This is a genomic window from Rhodococcus sp. (in: high G+C Gram-positive bacteria) (assembly GCF_049591685.1).
Lineage (GTDB): Bacteria > Actinomycetota > Actinomycetes > Mycobacteriales > Mycobacteriaceae > Rhodococcoides.
Window position 1 is genome coordinate 1 of sequence record NZ_JBAWFH010000472.1, and the last position, 16005, is coordinate 16005.

The window sequence follows — 16005 nt, forward strand, 5'->3', positions numbered from 1 at the left end:
CGGGTAGGCATTCGACGGTGCGATACCTTCCATGCGGCCTCCCACACGTTCACGCTCGACGCCGTACGCGAGGTAATCGGGGATGAGCGATTCCATCATCGACAGGATCGATTCGTTGAGTGCCACGTCGATCGACCGCTGTTCGAGGGACAGGGTCGATGTGGCGGTCTGACGCTGAAACAGCGCCATGACGCACCCGAATGCCGCATACAACCCGGCGATGGAGTCGCCGATGGACACTCCGACGCGCACGGGCGGCCGGTCGGGGTCGCCGACGAGATTGCGGAACCCGCCGTACGCCTCGGCGACCGCCGCGAAGCCCGGCCTCTCCGACATCGGCCCGGTCTGACCGAAGGCAGAGATTCTGGTGATGATCAGGTCGGGGTTCTTCTCGCTCAACACCTCCGGCGAGATGCCCCACTTCTCGAGGGTTCCGGGACGGAAGTTCTCCAGTACGACGTCGCAGTGGGCGGCGAGGTCGATGACGTCCTGCCTGCCCTGCTCGGTGCGCAAGTCCAGCACGATCGACTTCTTGTTCCGGTTGATCGTGCGGTACAGCATCGACGTCGTTCCGGAGTACAACCGCCAGTTGCGCAGTTCGTCGCCCGTTCCCGGCCGCTCGACCTTGATGACCTCGGCGCCGAAATCGGCAAGCATACGTGCTGCGGTGGGGGCGGCGATGTAATTGCCGAGCTCGAGTACTCGAACACCGCTCAGGGGCAGGGACATTGCGTTCTCCTCGGTTGTCACGTTCTCCTCGGTTGTCACGTTCTCCTTGGTTGTCACAGTACGAAGCTCATCGACATGATCGGTGCGATCGCGACGACGGACGCGACGGAGCCGCCCACCGAGCACGTCTCGAGTGTGCCCCGTGTGCTCTGACCCATCAACGATTGAAGGAGCCAGAAGGAGTTGCCGGTGACGTGCCATCACCGGCACTTCAGTGTGACCGACCACACTGCTAGCCACATTGTCAGCACAGATTCGTAAGTTGGGCAAGGCGCCGCCCGTTATGGACCGAGCGGCTGCGCCCGTTTCACAGCAGTGGCTGCATTGCCCGGATTCAGTTCGACGGGCGACCGCACCGTGATCGCGCCGACTCGCAGGAGCCCGTCGGTCAGCGGTTCTGCTCGCAGACCACCGCGGCCGATCAGCGCCTTCCGCGCTCCTTCGACGACCATCTTGTCCATCCACACGCACGGGTGGGCGGGACGACCACCGCGAAAACGCACCGGGCCGTCGCCGGAGTCCAGTTCGAACTCGACGCCGCGCAACGGGTCGAGCTCGAGGCCCCTCACCACGACGTTGCGCCTGGCCACGGACGTGTTCGGAACCGGAACCCCCAGGATTTCGCCGACTGCCTCCCACGCTTCTGTGGCCAAGAACGTCACCGCAGCCTCGGTGTGGGCTTTGACCCCGAAGAAACGATCACCCCGGATGCCCTTGCCCGCGACGATGTCGACCCGATCGGGCAGCGCGGTCGTCACGTCGTCCGCCGGACCGTCCTTCGCCCTACCGAAGTACGCGTGACCAGGCGAGACCAGCAGTTGGACGATCTCGGCGGGGTATACGAAATCCATGCCGCCGATTCTCCCCCGTACAGAAAGCTACTCGAGGGTAAGTTCGAGTTTGTAGACTCGCGGCCATGTCTGCGAACACCAGAGTGACCACCTCCGACGGCATCCTCGAGGGCAAGTCGGTCGGCGACCTCTTCACCTGGCGAGGCATCCCGTATGCGGCGCCGCCCGTGGGCCCCCTCCGACTACGCGCACCGCAGCCGGTCGAGCCCTGGCAAGGTGTGCGTGACGCAACCGAATGGGGCAACGCCTCCGTCCAGCACAAGCGCGGCACCATGCTCTCGCCCGGCAAGTACCAGCCGTCGAGCGAAGATTGCCTGACGCTCAACGTGCTCGCCCCGAAACGCGCGGCCGACGCACTGCGGCCCGTCATGGTGTTCATCCACGGCGGCGCCTACACACTGGGCACCTCCGCCACACCGCTGTACGGAGGCGGTTCGCTGGTGCGGCGTTCGCTCGAGGACAGCGACGGAATCGTCTACGTGTCGGTGAACTACCGCCTCGGGGCGCTCGGTTACCTCGACCTGACCCAGTTCTCCACGCCCAACAGGCAATTCGATGCCAACCTCGGACTCCGCGACCAGGTCGCCGCGTTGAAGTGGGTGCAACGCAACATCGAGCACTTCGGCGGCGACCCGTCCAACGTCACCATCTTCGGTGAGTCGGCCGGCGGTAACGCCGTCACCACACTGCTCGCAACGCCGGCCGCGAAAGGGCTGTTCCACCGGGCAATCTCCGAGAGTTCCGCGCCGGGGCTCGTCGCAACCCACGAGCGAGCGACCGAGTGGGCGCGCGAATTCGCGGGATACCTCGGCGACGACACCGAAGTAGCGCATGCCCTCGACACCGCCGATGTCACCGAACTCGGCCGCGCCGGAACCAAACTGGCGTTCTCGGTACTGAACAAGACCCCCGGACTGCACCCGTTCGGACCCGTCGTCGACGGCGACTACCTGCCGAAGAATCCCCTCGATGCGTACGAGGACGGCTCTGCGCACCAGGTTCCCCTGATCATCGGTACCAATGCGCGCGAGGGCACCCTGTTTCCCAAGGTGCTCGATGCGCTCCCCACCAATCCCGAGCGTATCGACAAGCTCTTCGCGCTCACCGATCCGAACGCCAAAGATGATGTGCTCGACGCCTATCCGGGATACCCCAGCCCGTCGACTGCCATCGACATCGGCGGCGACTTCACGTTCTGGAAGCCGTCCATCGAAGTTGCCGAAGCCCATTCTCACCGGGCACCCACGTTCAGCTACCGCTTCGACTTCGCACCCCGAGTCATGAAGTGGCTGGGCCTGGACGCAACCCACGGCTTCGAACTGTTCGCCGTCTTCGGCATCAACGGAACGACCTTCGGCAAAATCATGACCCTCCCCGGTGGTCGCTCCGACTTCGCGGCGGTCACCGAGCACGTGCAGTCGCACTGGCTGCACTTCGCCCGCACGGGTACGCCGTTGGGCAGCTGGCCGGCATACGACGCCGACGCGCGACTGACGATGATCTTCGACTCCCGCACGCGAGTGCAGCGCGACCCACGGCGTGACCGTCGGCAAGCCTGGGAGGGTTACCGCGGTTACGCGAGCCAGAGGACCGAACCTGCAGCCGATTCGGCTACTACTTGAGCAGGCGTGACATCCGGCGGTCGGCGAGTATTTTGCCGGCCGTCTGACAGGTGGCGCAGTACTGGAACGAACGCTCGGCGTAGGACACTTCGCGTACCGGATCGCCGCACACCGGACAAGGCAGTCCGGTGCGTGCGTGGACACGCATTCCGGAACGCTTCTCGCCCTTCAGCCTGGCGGCGTCCTGACCTTCCGAGCGGGCGACCGCGTCTTCGAGCACCTCACGCATCGCTGCGTAGAGAACAGCGACCGCCTCGGCGTCGAGCTTGTTGGACGACGCGAACGGCGACAGCTTGGCGACGTGCAGGATCTCGTCCGAGTAGGCGTTCCCGATACCCGCGATGAGCGACTGATCGACCAGCGAGGTCTTGAGCCTCGCGGTGGTTCCGCCCAGAATTTCCGCGAACTCGGGCTCGGTCAACGCCAGCGCATCGGGGCCGAGTCGAGCAATGCCTGCAACCTCCTGCGGGTCGTGCACCACCCACACGGCGAGCCGCTTCTTGGTGCCGGCCTCGGTGAGATCGATGGCAGGCGTCAGGCCCTCCGGGGTGAAAAAGTGAATGCGCAGAGCCAACGGACCCTTGCCCGGTTTGGGCGGCGCGACCGACGGATTGTCGGTCCACCGCAACCAGCCACCGCGCGAGAGATGGGTGATCAGCCACAGGTCACCCGCCTGCAGCGCGAGGTGCTTCCCGAACCTCGCCGCATTCGTGACGTCACGACCCTGCAGCTCGCTGATGGGCGGATCGAACGTCTTGAGCACGCTGAGCGCGGCAATGTCGATCCGGCCGATCACAGCGCCGACGGCGTGCTCGCGCAGGAATCCCGCGAGTGCTTCGACCTCGGGTAACTCGGGCATCCTGCCATTATGCGGGCAAGTGCGGGCTTCGCCCCCCGTGTTCACAAAGTGCTGTTCCAACAGCACTTTCCACGCACCGGTGCGGAGCGCCCACACACCGGCGCGGAGCGCCTACTAGGATGGTCGCCGTGATGGTTCCTACCCCGTACGAGGACCTGCTGCGCCACGTTCTCGAGACCGGCACCGCCAAGTCGGACCGCACCGGCACGGGTACGACCAGCATCTTCGGCCACCAGATGCGTTTCGACCTCGGTCAGGGCTTTCCCCTGATCACCACCAAGAAGGTGCACCTGAAGTCGATCGTCTACGAACTGCTCTGGTTCCTTCGCGGCGACTCCAACGTCCGCTGGCTGCAGGAACACGGCGTGTCGATCTGGGACGAGTGGGCAGCGCCGGACGGTGAACTCGGGCCCGTCTACGGCGTCCAGTGGCGTTCGTGGCCGACCCCGTCGGGCGAACACATCGACCAGATCTCGCAGGTCCTCGAGACTCTGCGCACCAACCCCGATTCGCGACGCATGATCGTCTCGTCGTGGAACGTCGGCGAAATCCCGCAGATGGCCCTGCCGCCGTGCCATGCGTTCTTCCAGTTCTACGTTGCCGACGGCAAACTGTCGTGCCAGCTCTACCAGCGCAGTGCAGACCTCTTCCTCGGCGTTCCGTTCAACATCGCGAGCTACGCGCTGCTGACGCACATGGTTGCCGCACAGGTCGGACTCGAGGTCGGCGATTTCGTCTGGACCGGAGGCGATTGCCACATCTACGACAATCACCGTGAACAGGTGACCGAGCAGCTCACCCGCGAGGCCTACCCGTACCCCAGACTAAATCTGGCACAGCGTGATTCGGTCTTCGACTACCAGTTCGACGACATCGAGATCGTCGGCTACGAACACCACCCCGCCATCAAAGCCCCGGTAGCGGTATGACGAAACCCGTCAACGTCGGCATGATCTGGGCGCAGAGCAACACCGGTGCGATCGGTCAGGCCGGGCGGATTCCGTGGAGAGTGCCCGAGGACATGGCGCATTTCAAGGAGATGACCGCCGACCATCCGGTAGTCATGGGCCGTAAGACGTGGGATTCGTTGCCGGCGAAGTTCCGCCCATTGCCGGGACGACGCAATATCGTCGTCACCCGCGATTCGGCGTGGAGCGCCGAGGGCGCAGAGATCGCGTCGAGCGTCGAACAGGCACTCGGAATAGTCGATGTCGACACCGTCTGGATCATCGGCGGTGGCGAAATTTACCGCGCCGCAATGCCTTTCGCAACCGAGTTGCAGGTCACCGAAATAGACATCGCGGTGAACGGCGACACCGTCGCGCCCGAGGTACCCAAGGATTGGGTGGCGATCACCGGCAAGTGGCAGGTCAGCCGCAACGACGAGATCCGCTACCGCTTCATCGAGTACGGCAAGCCTTACCGAACTACTTGATCCACACGAACTTTCGGTCAGTACATGCGTAGGGACGGGCCGGGTGGGTCATACTGAGCGCATGGACAAGAAGTCACTCACCGCCCTTGCCCGACAACAGCTCAAGCTCGCCGTGGGCGCATCCAGTGGCCGCAGCTCGCAGACCGTCTACGGCGGTCACCAGCGCCACCTCCGTCAAACCGTTGTCGCCTTGGCCGCGGGCAACGAGCTCGGCGCACACGACCTCAACGGCGAGTCCACGGTGTTGGTTATCAGCGGTCAGCTAAAGCTGGTGAGCGGCGAAAAGTCCTGGAAGGGTTCGGCAGGAGACCTGCTCGTGGTTCCCGATGCGCGGCACAGTGTCGAAGCCGTCGAAGACGTGGCATTTCTGCTGACGGTGTCCGTCTAGAGATTCGCCCCGTCAGTTCTGCCGGCCTCGTACCACCAGAACCGGGCAGTCGGCCGTGTGGATGAGGGCATACGACGTCGATCCCAGCAGCATTCCGGTGAACCCACCGCGGCCGCGATTGCCGACGACGATGAGCGACGCTTCCTCGGACATCTGACCCAGGACACGCACCGGCCGATCCTGCGCAACGACGCGGCGCACGTCGACATCCGGATACTTCTCCTGCCACCCCGCGAGGCTCTCCGCGAGCACCGCTTCCTCCGACGCAGCGATGTCTTCCCACTGCTGCGGCACAGCGGAAATCTGACCGAGCGACACATCCGACCACACGTGCACCGCGACGAGCGGGGCACCGCGGCGGGAGGCCTCGTCGAACCCCGCAGCAATGGCGGCCTGATTGACGGCGGACCCGTCGATGCCGACGACGACCGGGCCCGGCGCACCGTCCGTGTCGATGCTGCGACCGCGAACCACGGCAACCGGCGAGTGGGCATGCGCGCTGAGACCGATCGATGCCGACCCGAGCAGGCGTGAATCCGATTCGTTCAGTCCGCTCGCACCGAGCACGACGAGTGCGCATCGAGCCGATTCGTCGAGCAGCACGTCGACGACGTTGCCGTCTCGCGCCTCGCCTGCGATATCGAGTGCGGCTCCCCCACCGACCCCACGGGCAATCTCTGCCGACGCGGTGAGCCGGGACTTCGCGACCCTGCGAAATTCGAGTGCTTGCTCATCGGTGAGTCGGGCTGGGACGTCGACGGCGGTGACGATACGCAACGAGTAGCCGTGGCTCACGGCAGTCGATGCTGCCCATGCGACGGCTCGGCCCGAGCCATCGGAGCCGTCGACTCCGACGACGATCGTGTTCTTGGCTGTCACGTTTCATGCCTCCGGCTCGCCGAGCAGTCTGTTCGCCAGGATAGACGACCACCGCTCCGAGTACTGGCGTGCGCACAAAGCTGACCCCCTCTCCGGTTCCCGCATTGGAACCGGAGAGAGGGCAGTTTCCCACAGACCCCCCGGGGACTTGTTCACGCGCGTACGTCGTTACGACGCGCGGAGTCTTTCGGCTTCGCGTGCGCGAGCACGCAGCCGTAGTTGTTCGAACGTGGACGCTTGATTTTCGAGGTCGTCGAGGAAGTCGGCCAGGATCTCCCGGCTGCGTTCTCCTGCTGAGAGATCGGTGCGTTCGAAGATGCGCCAGTGTCGGAGCATCGGCAGAACGACTTCGTCGAGATGGCGTCGTAAGTCGTAGATCCCGTCGCGCGCGATCAGCATCGCGCTGCGTTCGAAGCCCGGCAGACCGCTACCCGGCATCTGAAAGTTCATGACGACCTCGGTGACCGCCTTGACGGCGCGGTCGGGCGCGATGTCGAGTGCCGCGGACGCGATGTCTCGGTAGAACGCAACGTGCAATTCTTGATCGGCGACGATCCGACCGAGTACCGATTCGGCCGTTGAATCGGCGCATTCGACGGCGGTGCTGCGGTGGCTCACCATGGTTGCCGTGACGTCGACGGTGGAGTGCACAATCGACCGAAGGAGGTGATCACCCTCCATGGACGACTCGGTACCGATGGTCATGCACTGGAACTTGGCTCGATCGAGGGCCACGGAGTCGACGCTGCGTGTGGCTACCAGGTAGCGCTGAATCGCATCGGCATGGCGGTTTTTTTCGTCCGACCACTCCTGCTGCCATGCAGACCACGAACTGCGCTGCAGTGCAGCGGACGCCTCGCGGTGATCGCGCTCGGTGTTGTTGTGTGTGAGGAGTGTGGTGACCAGTGCCGCCTTGGCGGTCTCGGAAAGCGTCGAGGCGCGTTGACCCCAATAGCGTTCCGGTCGAACGAACTCGGCCGGGTCCCAGATGGAAGCACCAGCGAGGTGGCGTTGCAGGCAGCTCTCCAGCACCGGCTCGAGGTCCCGAAGCAACGACAATGGACTCTGGACTGCCGACATTGCTCCACCCCTCTCACGCACCGTGTATTCGCTCGGCCTTCATCTGTCGTTCTTCGACCGGCACAGCAGAACGCTAAGCCCCGCACGCCCCGGGAGAGAACAGTCCGGGAATTGTTTAGGCAATGTCGCAAGCCCACATGGCGGCGGTTGAGAGCCTTCACAAATTGGTCGTTCCAAACCCTGGATAACGCGTTGATAACATCCTATGATCGAGTCTGTTAGGCGCACGAAAACAAACCCGAAGTACGAAACCGGTGCCTTTCGGGCTGATTTTCAAGCGAAAAGTGCATGGACGCGCAATAATACGCAGCAGTAACTTTGTTCCCGCCGGTATCGAAGTTCACACACGAAGGGCTGACCTGTGACCGTTCACAACACGACGAGCCTCGGAATCATGGTCGCGGGCCAGCCCGCATCCGCGCCGCTCCGCGACTTTCGCGCCGTAGCTCGTTTGCTGGTCGGGCATTTCGCTGCCAACACTCCGTGCGGCTCCCTGCCCGGAGAGCAACTGCACGGTGACGTCACCGAATTCACCGTCAAGTGCATCAGCATCGCGGTCCAGATGCTCGACGAGCGGCGCGCACCCAACGACAGCGACCTCGCGGAGCTGCGCGCCAAGGCAAGCCAGTGGGCCCGCGAAGGCGTTCCGCTCGAGTCGGTCCTCACGGTTTATCACGAGGGAATTCAAATCGGCTGGAATCTGGTGTCCAAGCGAGCAGGCGAGGGTGACACCGGCGACCTGATCGAAGCAGCAAGAATGTTCGTCCTGCTGTCCGAGAAGGTGTCCATCGCAGCGTCGAAGAGCTACGTCGAAGAATTGCAAGCCGTAGCGAGCGAGCATCACACGGCGGCCCACACCCTGGTCTCCTCACTTCTCAGTGGGCACAACGCAGTATCGATCGCACGCCAGTCGGGCATCGAACTGGCCGACAGCTACCTCGTCCTTGCACTGTCCATCCCGTCGCATCCGGACGAGAACGACCCCGCGATTCAGAAGACGGTCGCAGCGCGCCGGAAACTGCGTCGCGTGCAGGCCGAGCTGGCCATCATCTGCGGACGTACCCCACTGTCGATGCTCAGCACCGAGGGCGGAACCGTCCTCATCCCCGGTGTGCACGACGAAGAATGGGTCGAAGCGCTCGTTCACCGCCTCAGCACCGCCGCCGAGGTGCCCCTCACCGTCACCACCGAACAAGCCGCGACGGCCGATGTCCCCACGGCGGCCGACCAGGTGCACGAGCTTCTCTCACTCGCCCACCAGTTGCATCGTGCGCCAGGCCTGTACCGCATGGACGACCTGGTCCTCGAATATCAACTCACCCGTCCCGGTCCCGGCCGGCGGCACCTTCGGCAGATCCTCGAACCTCTCGACGCCTCCCCCGAGTTGCTCGAGACGCTCGAGATCCACATCTCCCACGACCTCAACCGTCAGAGGTCGGCACGCCAGCTGCACCTGCACACCAATACCGTCGACTACCGGCTCAAGCGCATTGCCCAGCTCACCGGCTTCGATCCCACGAGGCCGTCGGGAATTCGCCATCTACAGGCCGCTCTCGTCGCGCGTAGGCTCGAGGCCTCGCAAGGCGCAGCGTAGCAATTGCACAATCGAGCGGGAATAGTTCTTTCGGAGGGTGGGTTGGACACTTCGACAGTGTTCGATCCATGCCCCGGGTACCAACACATTGCCGCTTCGAGCGGCCTCTTGCCGAGAGGCGCACTGGCGGACACTGTCGCTACGAGAACCGCCCACCTTCGTGTGGGCGGTTCTTTTTCGGTTCTTCTTCTTACTCAGAACGGGAGCACGATCTTCTATGCCAGCTCTGTCGCTTCGCCTGGACGACGTCGTCAAGGAGTACCCCACAGGTGATCAGCCCGTTCGCGCGCTCGACAGAGTCAGCCTAACGATTTCCGGCGGCCAGTTCGTATCCCTTGTCGCCCCTTCGGGCGCAGGCAAGAGCACGCTTCTGCACATGCTCGGCGCACTCGACGTCCCCGATTCCGGAACAATCGAGTTCAACGGGGTCGACATCACCCGGCTCAGCGACAACGAGCAGTCCGATTTCCGACGCCACGAAGTGGGCTTCGTTTTCCAGTTCTTCAACCTGTTGCCGACGATGTCAGCGTGGGAGAACGTCGCCGTCCCGAAACTGCTCGACGGTATACCGATGTCCAAGGCCAAGTCCGACGCCCTCCGACTCCTCGACGTCGTCGGCCTCGCTCACCGCGCCGAGCACCGGCCGGCACAGTTGTCCGGCGGGCAGATCCAGCGGGTCGCCATCGCCAGAGCACTCATCATGGACCCGGCCCTGCTCATCGCCGACGAACCCACCGGCAACCTCGACAGCAAGACTTCACACACGGTTCTCGACATCCTCGCCGAGATCGCCCATGCAGAAGACAACACACGCGCCGTCGTCATGGCCACGCACGATCGAGACGCCGCGCGCATGACCGACCGAGTGATCACGATGCAGGACGGCCGAATCGACACCGACGTGCTGTCCGGGTTGCGCGGGTGATGCGGACAGCGCTCAGCCGCTTCCGCGTCCTGGGACTGCGCGACCTGCGTGCCCACTGGGTTCGCTCCCTCGTCTCGACGGCAGTGGTCGCCGTCGCCGCAGGACTGCTCGTCGCGGTGCTCGGAACCTACGGTTCGCTCACCGGCTCGGTGGAACGACTAGCGGTCACCATCGCCGGCAACGCAGACCTCGAAGTCGTCGGCGTCACCGACAGCGGATTCTCGGCCGACGAATTGGACGTGGTCCGATCGGTTTCTGGCGTCGCCGCAGCCGTGCCACTGCTGCGCAGCGACGTGGTCACCGATAGCGGGCCCCTCACCGTCATCGGCGTCGACGCCTCCATCACCGCACTCGAATCGGATCTGCAGGGCGCCCTGTCCGGATCGGTAACCGACCTGGCGCGACCGGACACCGTGCTCGTCGGATCGGGAACAGGGTTCGGCCAGGGCGACCGACTCGATGTCGACGGTCGCTCACTGAACGTTGCCGGAGTCGTCTCAGGCGCGGGGTCCGAGCGAATCAGCGGCGGCAATTTCGTCGTCGCACCGCTGCCCCTCGCGCAGACGATCACCGACCGCGCTGGGCAACTCGACTCGATCTTCGTTCTCGGCGATGCCAAGGACGCTGTCACCACAGCCATGGCGGGCCGAGTTTCGGTGATGGATCCGGACTTCCGCGCCGAGCGAGCCGACGTCACCATCAGCCTCACCCGCAATGCGACGCTCATGGTCTCGCTCATCGCCTTCGTTGTCGCCGGGTTCCTGGTGTTCAACGTGATGAACATGGCGATCGCCAAGCGTCGGCCCACGATTTCGGTGCTGCGCTCGATCGGCGGTCGCCGCGGCATCATCGTTCGAGACCTCCTGGGTGAGGCCGCGATCGTCGGCTTGGTGGGCGGTGCGATCGGGGCGCCGCTCGGCATCGCGATGGGGCGTATAGCCATCGACAGTTTGCCACCCTTCCTCCTCGAAGCGTTCGACGCGCGCATCGAATACGTGCTCCCCACCTACGCCATCCCGACGGCCGTGGTTCTGTGCGTGCTCGCGTGTGTCGCCGCGTCTGCACTCGCTGCCCTGCAGGTGTATCGGATCTCGCCGGTCGAAGCACTCGCCGTCGGAGGTTCGGAGACCGACGCACCCGCCGGCCGCTCCTTCACCATCCGTGCGACGGTCGTCGGCGTGGTTGCCATTGCCGGCTCGGTGGTGCTGGCCACGACCGTCGAAGGACAACTCAGCCTCGCCGCCGGAGCACTGTTTCTCGTAGGTGTCGTCGCCGTATGCGTCGGCGGCACCGGCGTCATCGTCGATTGCGTTGCCGTGCTTCCGAAGCGGTGGGGCGGTGCCGGGCGACTCGCGACCGCCACCATCGAACGTGCGCCGCGGCGAATCTGGGCCACCGTGATGACCATCGTCGTCGCCGTGGGAGTCAGTGTCGGAGTGTCCGGTGCTCTCGACAACCTCACGGCGTCGGCAACGGATTCGCTGTCGTCGCTCGGCCGCACCGACATCTACGTCTCGCTCACGTCGAGTTATGCGGTACCCGCAGGTGCCACGCTGAACCCCGATGTCGTACAACAGGTTCGGGACACACCGGGCGTATCCGATGTGGTCGAGGGACAGTGGGCCTATTCGACGCTCGACGACGAACTCGTTGCCATTCAAGCCGTCGCCGAGGGCAGCAACGCCGTCACACTCTCGGTCCTCGACGGTGATGTGCGGGCAGCTGTCCTACGCGGCGACGGCGTCGCGGTATCACGCAATCTCGGTACGACGCTGGGGGTTTCGGCTGGTAGTTTCATCGAACTGCCGACGCCGACCGGCATCAAACGCGTCGAAGTGCTGCAGTTGGTCGACTATCTCAACGCCGCGGGCGGCACCATGGCCATCTCGTTGCAGTCGATGCAGCAGTGGTACGACCGGCCGGGTGCCACCTACCTCGAAGTGTCCGTCGACGGTGACGCCGCCGCCGTGCAGCGGGCCATCGACGACGCCCTGCCGCCCGAGGTGAACGTCTACTCGGGACAGGAAGCCCTCGACGGAGCGAGCGCGTCGATCGCGCAGGCAGGAGCCCTTGCCGTTGCGCTGCAATGGATCGTCTCGCTCGTCGCCGCGGTGGCGTTGCTCAACACGCTGATGCTGTCGGTGCTCGAACGCCGACGCGAATTAGGCGTTCTGCGGGCCATGGGAGCGCGCCGCGGAACGTTGGGACGCACCATCCTCGGCGAAGCAATTGCCGTGGGCATCGTCGGCGGCATCCTGGGTTTGATCATCGGTGCAGCCTTGCAATATCTGAGCACCTTGATCCTCGGCGCCAGCACCGGCATTGCCATCGCATTCGACCCGAACCCGTCGATCCTGCTCTACGGCCTGGTCGCGCTCTTCCTGTCGCTGCTCGGCTCGGCCCCGCCAGCCCTGCACGCCTCCCGATCCACCATCGTCGACGCTATTGCAGCCGACTGAACCAGTGCCCGGTACACTCGCACGTGCACAACTCGCCTTCGTAGCTCAGGGGATAGAGCAACCCTCTCCTAAAGGGTAGGTCGCAGGTTCGAATCCTGCCGAGGGCACCACAGTCCCCTGGTGGAAGAAGATTTTCCACCCGTCGTCCGATCGACGCCAGAGCGAGCTTCGCCGGGCATGCTTGTCGTCCCGACAGGTGTTGTACGTCAGGTGCACGATGCCAGGCTCGATTTCGGTCCCGACGAAGTCGGTGGCAAGGATGGTCGCGGGGTCCGACTCGTTCACCAGAGCCGACACGATCTCCCGCCTGCTCCACAGCCTTCCTGATGCGCCAATCTCCCGGAGTTCACTGTCGAGTAATTGTTCGATCTGCTGTGCCGCAGAGCGCGTCTCCGGCGCCAACAGACGTTGCTCGAGCCTGATGACCTGCGCGACGACGTCGCGATCACCCTCCATCGAAGACCCCGCTCGCCACGACGCAAGCCCCCTTCTGGGGAGGCAGAATTCCCAACGTTCTCGTCTCGGGCAGCCTATTGCATCGCAATCTTGTTGCCGATAGAGTCGAACATACGTTCGAGAAATGGGGATCTCATGGACACCGCAGCCGCGTTCACTCAGCAGGCCTTGACAACTCAACAGGCTTTGACAACTCAGCATGTATTGGACTTCGTCGAGCGCGTTCGACAAACGACGTTCGACGCCGGTGCTGTTGTCGGCATCGATCTCATCTCCGCGTTGGAATCCGCCAAAAGCGCATGCGTGGCGGCGCAAGCAGTGGTGACGGACTCCGTCGCGACAGCGATCAGCAACGAACGCAAGGCACGGGGGAAACCGAAGTCGTCCTGGCGCAGAGGTATTGCGTCGCAGATCGGTTTGGCGCGCCGAGAGTCACCCAACCGTGGAGGGACCCATCTCGGCCTTGCCCGTGCGCTCGTCCACGAGATGCCCCATACGCTCGAAAGGCTCAGCGCGGGCGAGCTCAACGAATGGCGAGCAATGATCCTCGTACGCGAAACTGCCTGCCTCACAGCCGAAGACCGCAGCGTCATCGATCAACGGCTGTGCTCCGACCCCACAACGCTATCGGGCGCCGGTGACAAGAGAATCGAAGCCATGGCACGGGGGCTCGCCTACCAACTCGACGCCGAGTCCCAGGTGAAACGGCGCGCCAAAGCCTTCTCCGCTCGCCGCACCAGCACCCGACCCCAGCCGGACTCGATGTGCTCGTTCACCGCACTCACCTCGATGGAACGCGCGGTTTGCATGTGGACCACACTGCGCCGCGACGCCGACACGCTGATCAACGCAGGCGGCGAAACCCGAACCCACGACCAGATCATGGCCGACCTTGCCTTCGAACGCATCACCGGCGCGGCCGCCGCCCAGGGCGCACCCGTCACCGTCAACGTCGTGCTGCCCGACAGCTCACTGCTCGCCGGGGACAGCGAACCCGCACACCTCACCGGATACGGCGACATCCCCTCCGCAGTCGCGCGGGCGATGGTTCGCGAAGCGCTGGAAGGTGAGACACACGTCGCACTTCGCAGGCTCTACGCCAACCCGAAGACGGGCGCGCTCACTGCGATGGAATCAGCATCCCGCGCCTTCCCGAAGTCGCTGGCCAAGATGATCGACATCCGAGACCGAACCTGCCGTACCCCGTGGTGCGACGCTCCCATCCGGCATCACGACCACATCGAACCGTACTCCGCAGGCGGGCTCACCACCGCGGAGAACGGCGCAGGCCTCTGTGCCGCATGCAATTACGCGAAGGAGGGCGCAGGGTGGCGGACAACACGGATACCTTTCGAGCGGGGTGAGCTGCACGTCTACGAACTCGTCACACCTACCGGGCACAGGTACGAATCAACGGCGCCACGGCTGACGGTCGTCGAGCTGTACACCTCGCACGTCGAGAACAAAATCGTGCTGGACTTCGTCGCGTGAGGGGTGCCCGCGGGATCGCCCGGGAAGGAAACAGCCGACGCCTCGGTTACACTGGACGACGATGTGCTTAGCCGCGCATCAGACGTCGTGGAATGCTTCTACTTCCGCCCGGCTCCGGCCGCGTAGTCCATGTGCACCCTGCACAGGCTTTTCTTACGGCGATCGAAACTGCCCACCGGCAGTCTCGCCACCCTTGCATTCTCGGGCCATAGCCACTATCCAGCCATAGCCCATGGGTGCAACACCCTGCCCGAAAGGCGCAACCCATCACTATGACTACCTTTGCTTCACTCGGCGTGCCGCACGCTCTCGCCGATGTTCTCACCGCACAGGGCAAAACCGAGCCGTTCCCGATTCAGGCCGACACCCTCCCCGACACCCTCGTGGGACGCGACGTGCTCGGACGCGGAAAGACCGGCTCCGGCAAGACCCTCGCGTTCGCCATCCCCATGGTCGCCCGCCTAGCCGGACAGCTTCCGGGCAACCGCAAGCCCGGCCGCCCCCGCGGACTGATTCTGGCCCCGACCCGCGAACTGGCCACCCAGATCGCCGTCGCCATCGAGCCGCTCGCCGCCGCATACAAGCTCAAGGTCACCACCATCTTCGGTGGCGTATCGCAGAACCGTCAGGTCTCGGCCCTCAACGGAGGTGTCGACATCGTCGTCGCCTGCCCCGGGCGTCTCGAAGACCTCATGAAGCAGCGCCACGTCTCGCTCGACGCCGTCCAAATCACCGTCCTGGACGAAGCGGACCACATGGCCGACCTCGGCTTCCTGCCCGTCGTCACCCGCATCCTCGCGGCGACACCGCAGAAGGGCCAGCGACTCCTGTTTTCCGCAACCCTGGACAACGGCGTCGACAAGCTCGTCAAGCGCTTCCTCACCGACCAGGTCACCCACTCCGTCGACGAGGCCACCTCGCACGTCGAAGCCATGACCCACAGTGTCTTCGAGGTCGACGGCGTCGAAGCCAAGAAGAAGCTCGTGCAGCAGCTCGCATCCGGAACGGGACGTCGAATCCTGTTCATGCGCACCAAGCACCAGGCACGCAAGCTCGCCAAGCAGCTCACCGAAGCGGGCATCCCGTCGGTCGACCTGCACGGCAACCTGTCGCAGGCCGCGCGTGACCGCAACCTCCTGGCGTTCTCGTCCGGCCAGGCTCGCGTGCTCGTCGCCACCGACGTTGCTGCCCGCGGCGTCCACGTCGACGACGTGCAGCTCGTCGTGCACGTCGACCC

The 16005-nt window shown here is 64.4% G+C and carries 14 protein-coding genes, 1 tRNA gene and 2 pseudogenes; 10 read left to right on the forward strand and 7 right to left on the reverse strand.

What is annotated here, in order from left to right:
• From WBQ44_RS19480 to WBQ44_RS19490, 3 genes and pseudogenes are all read right to left on the reverse strand, one after another.
• Window positions 1–729: CaiB/BaiF CoA transferase family protein (locus WBQ44_RS19480; protein ID WP_495568326.1), on the reverse strand; the 729-nt coding region annotated here is incomplete at its 3' end.
• Window positions 730–782: 53 nt separating this feature from the next.
• Window positions 783–926 (reverse strand): annotated as a pseudogene (locus tag WBQ44_RS19485) (GntP family permease); the annotation flags it as partial.
• Between the two features lie 84 nt (window positions 927–1010).
• Entirely contained in the window at window positions 1011–1580 is a 570-nt protein-coding gene (locus WBQ44_RS19490; protein WP_495568314.1) for a molybdenum cofactor biosysynthesis protein, read from the reverse strand.
• Window positions 1581–1645: 65 nt separating this feature from the next.
• Here WBQ44_RS19490 and WBQ44_RS19495 point away from each other — a divergent pair, with 65 nt between their 5' ends.
• Window positions 1646–3202, forward strand: coding sequence for a carboxylesterase/lipase family protein (locus tag WBQ44_RS19495; protein WP_495568315.1), 1557 nt, complete (start codon window positions 1646–1648; stop codon window positions 3200–3202).
• On the opposite strand, the gene WBQ44_RS19500 is transcribed toward WBQ44_RS19495, so the two are convergent.
• A complete protein-coding gene (locus WBQ44_RS19500; RefSeq protein WP_495568316.1) occupies window positions 3195–4061 on the reverse strand; it encodes an Fpg/Nei family DNA glycosylase in 867 nt (288 codons plus the stop codon). The two genes, WBQ44_RS19495 and WBQ44_RS19500, sit on opposite strands and share 8 nt — an antisense overlap.
• A gap of 119 nt (window positions 4062–4180) precedes the next feature.
• Here WBQ44_RS19500 and WBQ44_RS19505 point away from each other — a divergent pair, with 119 nt between their 5' ends.
• The 3 genes from WBQ44_RS19505 (at window position 4181) to WBQ44_RS19515 (ending at window position 5884) form a co-directional block, all read left to right on the forward strand.
• The gene (locus WBQ44_RS19505) at window positions 4181–4990 is read left to right on the forward strand and encodes a thymidylate synthase (protein ID WP_495568317.1); all 810 of its coding nucleotides are present in this window, start codon (window positions 4181–4183) and stop codon (window positions 4988–4990) included.
• Window positions 4987–5496: a dihydrofolate reductase gene (locus tag WBQ44_RS19510; protein WP_495568318.1), complete on the forward strand. Its 510-nt coding sequence runs from the start codon at window positions 4987–4989 to the stop codon at window positions 5494–5496. Before WBQ44_RS19505 ends, WBQ44_RS19510 begins: the two co-directional genes overlap by 4 nt.
• A gap of 61 nt (window positions 5497–5557) precedes the next feature.
• On the forward strand, window positions 5558–5884 hold the full coding sequence (locus WBQ44_RS19515) for a cupin domain-containing protein (protein ID WP_495568319.1): 327 nt from the start codon (window positions 5558–5560) through the stop codon (window positions 5882–5884).
• A 12-nt stretch (window positions 5885–5896) separates the two neighbouring features.
• On the opposite strand, the gene WBQ44_RS19520 is transcribed toward WBQ44_RS19515, so the two are convergent.
• Entirely contained in the window at window positions 5897–6763 is an 867-nt protein-coding gene (locus WBQ44_RS19520) for a universal stress protein (protein WP_495568320.1), read from the reverse strand.
• Between the two features lie 168 nt (window positions 6764–6931).
• Window positions 6932–7843 (reverse strand): acyl-ACP desaturase, encoded by a 912-nt coding sequence (locus WBQ44_RS19525; RefSeq protein WP_495568321.1) that lies wholly within the window; start codon window positions 7841–7843, stop codon window positions 6932–6934.
• Between the two features lie 361 nt (window positions 7844–8204).
• Here WBQ44_RS19525 and WBQ44_RS19530 point away from each other — a divergent pair, with 361 nt between their 5' ends.
• The 4 genes from WBQ44_RS19530 (at window position 8205) to WBQ44_RS19545 (ending at window position 12931) form a co-directional block, all read left to right on the forward strand.
• The gene (locus tag WBQ44_RS19530) at window positions 8205–9437 is read left to right on the forward strand and encodes a PucR family transcriptional regulator (protein ID WP_495568322.1); all 1233 of its coding nucleotides are present in this window, start codon (window positions 8205–8207) and stop codon (window positions 9435–9437) included.
• 217 nt (window positions 9438–9654) lie between these two features.
• Window positions 9655–10362 (forward strand): ABC transporter ATP-binding protein, encoded by a 708-nt coding sequence (locus WBQ44_RS19535; RefSeq protein ID WP_495568323.1) that lies wholly within the window; start codon window positions 9655–9657, stop codon window positions 10360–10362.
• Entirely contained in the window at window positions 10362–12821 is a 2460-nt protein-coding gene (locus tag WBQ44_RS19540) for an ABC transporter permease (RefSeq protein WP_495568327.1), read from the forward strand. The genes WBQ44_RS19535 and WBQ44_RS19540 overlap by 1 nt, the downstream gene beginning before the upstream one ends.
• A gap of 34 nt (window positions 12822–12855) precedes the next feature.
• Window positions 12856–12931: transfer RNA gene (locus WBQ44_RS19545), tRNA-Arg, on the forward strand.
• Window positions 12932–12962: 31 nt separating this feature from the next.
• On the opposite strand, the pseudogene WBQ44_RS19550 reads toward WBQ44_RS19545, so the two are convergent.
• A pseudogene (locus WBQ44_RS19550) lies at window positions 12963–13478 on the reverse strand (nuclear transport factor 2 family protein); the annotation flags it as partial.
• Here WBQ44_RS19550 and WBQ44_RS19555 point away from each other — a divergent pair.
• Together WBQ44_RS19555 and WBQ44_RS19560 are read left to right on the forward strand one after the other, a co-directional pair.
• Window positions 13413–14768: an HNH endonuclease gene (locus WBQ44_RS19555; RefSeq protein WP_495568324.1), complete on the forward strand. Its 1356-nt coding sequence runs from the start codon at window positions 13413–13415 to the stop codon at window positions 14766–14768. The pseudogene WBQ44_RS19550 and the gene WBQ44_RS19555 sit on opposite strands and share 66 nt — an antisense overlap.
• A gap of 272 nt (window positions 14769–15040) precedes the next feature.
• On the forward strand, window positions 15041–16005 hold a 965-nt coding region (locus WBQ44_RS19560; protein ID WP_495568325.1), incomplete at its 3' end, for a DEAD/DEAH box helicase.

What these genes read in the sequence shown, in the direction of transcription:
- WBQ44_RS19490 (WP_495568314.1), bottom strand. Translation starts at nt 1,580, where the DNA reads ATGGATTTCGTATACCCCGCCGAGATCGTCCAACTGCTGGTCTCGCCT.
- WBQ44_RS19495 (WP_495568315.1), top strand. Translation starts at nt 1,646, where the DNA reads ATGTCTGCGAACACCAGAGTGACCACCTCCGACGGCATCCTCGAGGGC.
- WBQ44_RS19500 (WP_495568316.1), bottom strand. Translation starts at nt 4,061, where the DNA reads ATGCCCGAGTTACCCGAGGTCGAAGCACTCGCGGGATTCCTGCGCGAG.
- WBQ44_RS19505 (WP_495568317.1), top strand. Translation starts at nt 4,181, where the DNA reads ATGGTCGCCGTGATGGTTCCTACCCCGTACGAGGACCTGCTGCGCCAC.
- WBQ44_RS19510 (WP_495568318.1), top strand. Translation starts at nt 4,987, where the DNA reads ATGACGAAACCCGTCAACGTCGGCATGATCTGGGCGCAGAGCAACACC.
- WBQ44_RS19515 (WP_495568319.1), top strand. Translation starts at nt 5,558, where the DNA reads ATGGACAAGAAGTCACTCACCGCCCTTGCCCGACAACAGCTCAAGCTC.
- WBQ44_RS19525 (WP_495568321.1), bottom strand. Translation starts at nt 7,843, where the DNA reads ATGTCGGCAGTCCAGAGTCCATTGTCGTTGCTTCGGGACCTCGAGCCG.
- WBQ44_RS19535 (WP_495568323.1), top strand. Translation starts at nt 9,655, where the DNA reads ATGCCAGCTCTGTCGCTTCGCCTGGACGACGTCGTCAAGGAGTACCCC.
- WBQ44_RS19540 (WP_495568327.1), top strand. Translation starts at nt 10,362, where the DNA reads ATGCGGACAGCGCTCAGCCGCTTCCGCGTCCTGGGACTGCGCGACCTG.
- WBQ44_RS19555 (WP_495568324.1), top strand. Translation starts at nt 13,413, where the DNA reads ATGGACACCGCAGCCGCGTTCACTCAGCAGGCCTTGACAACTCAACAG.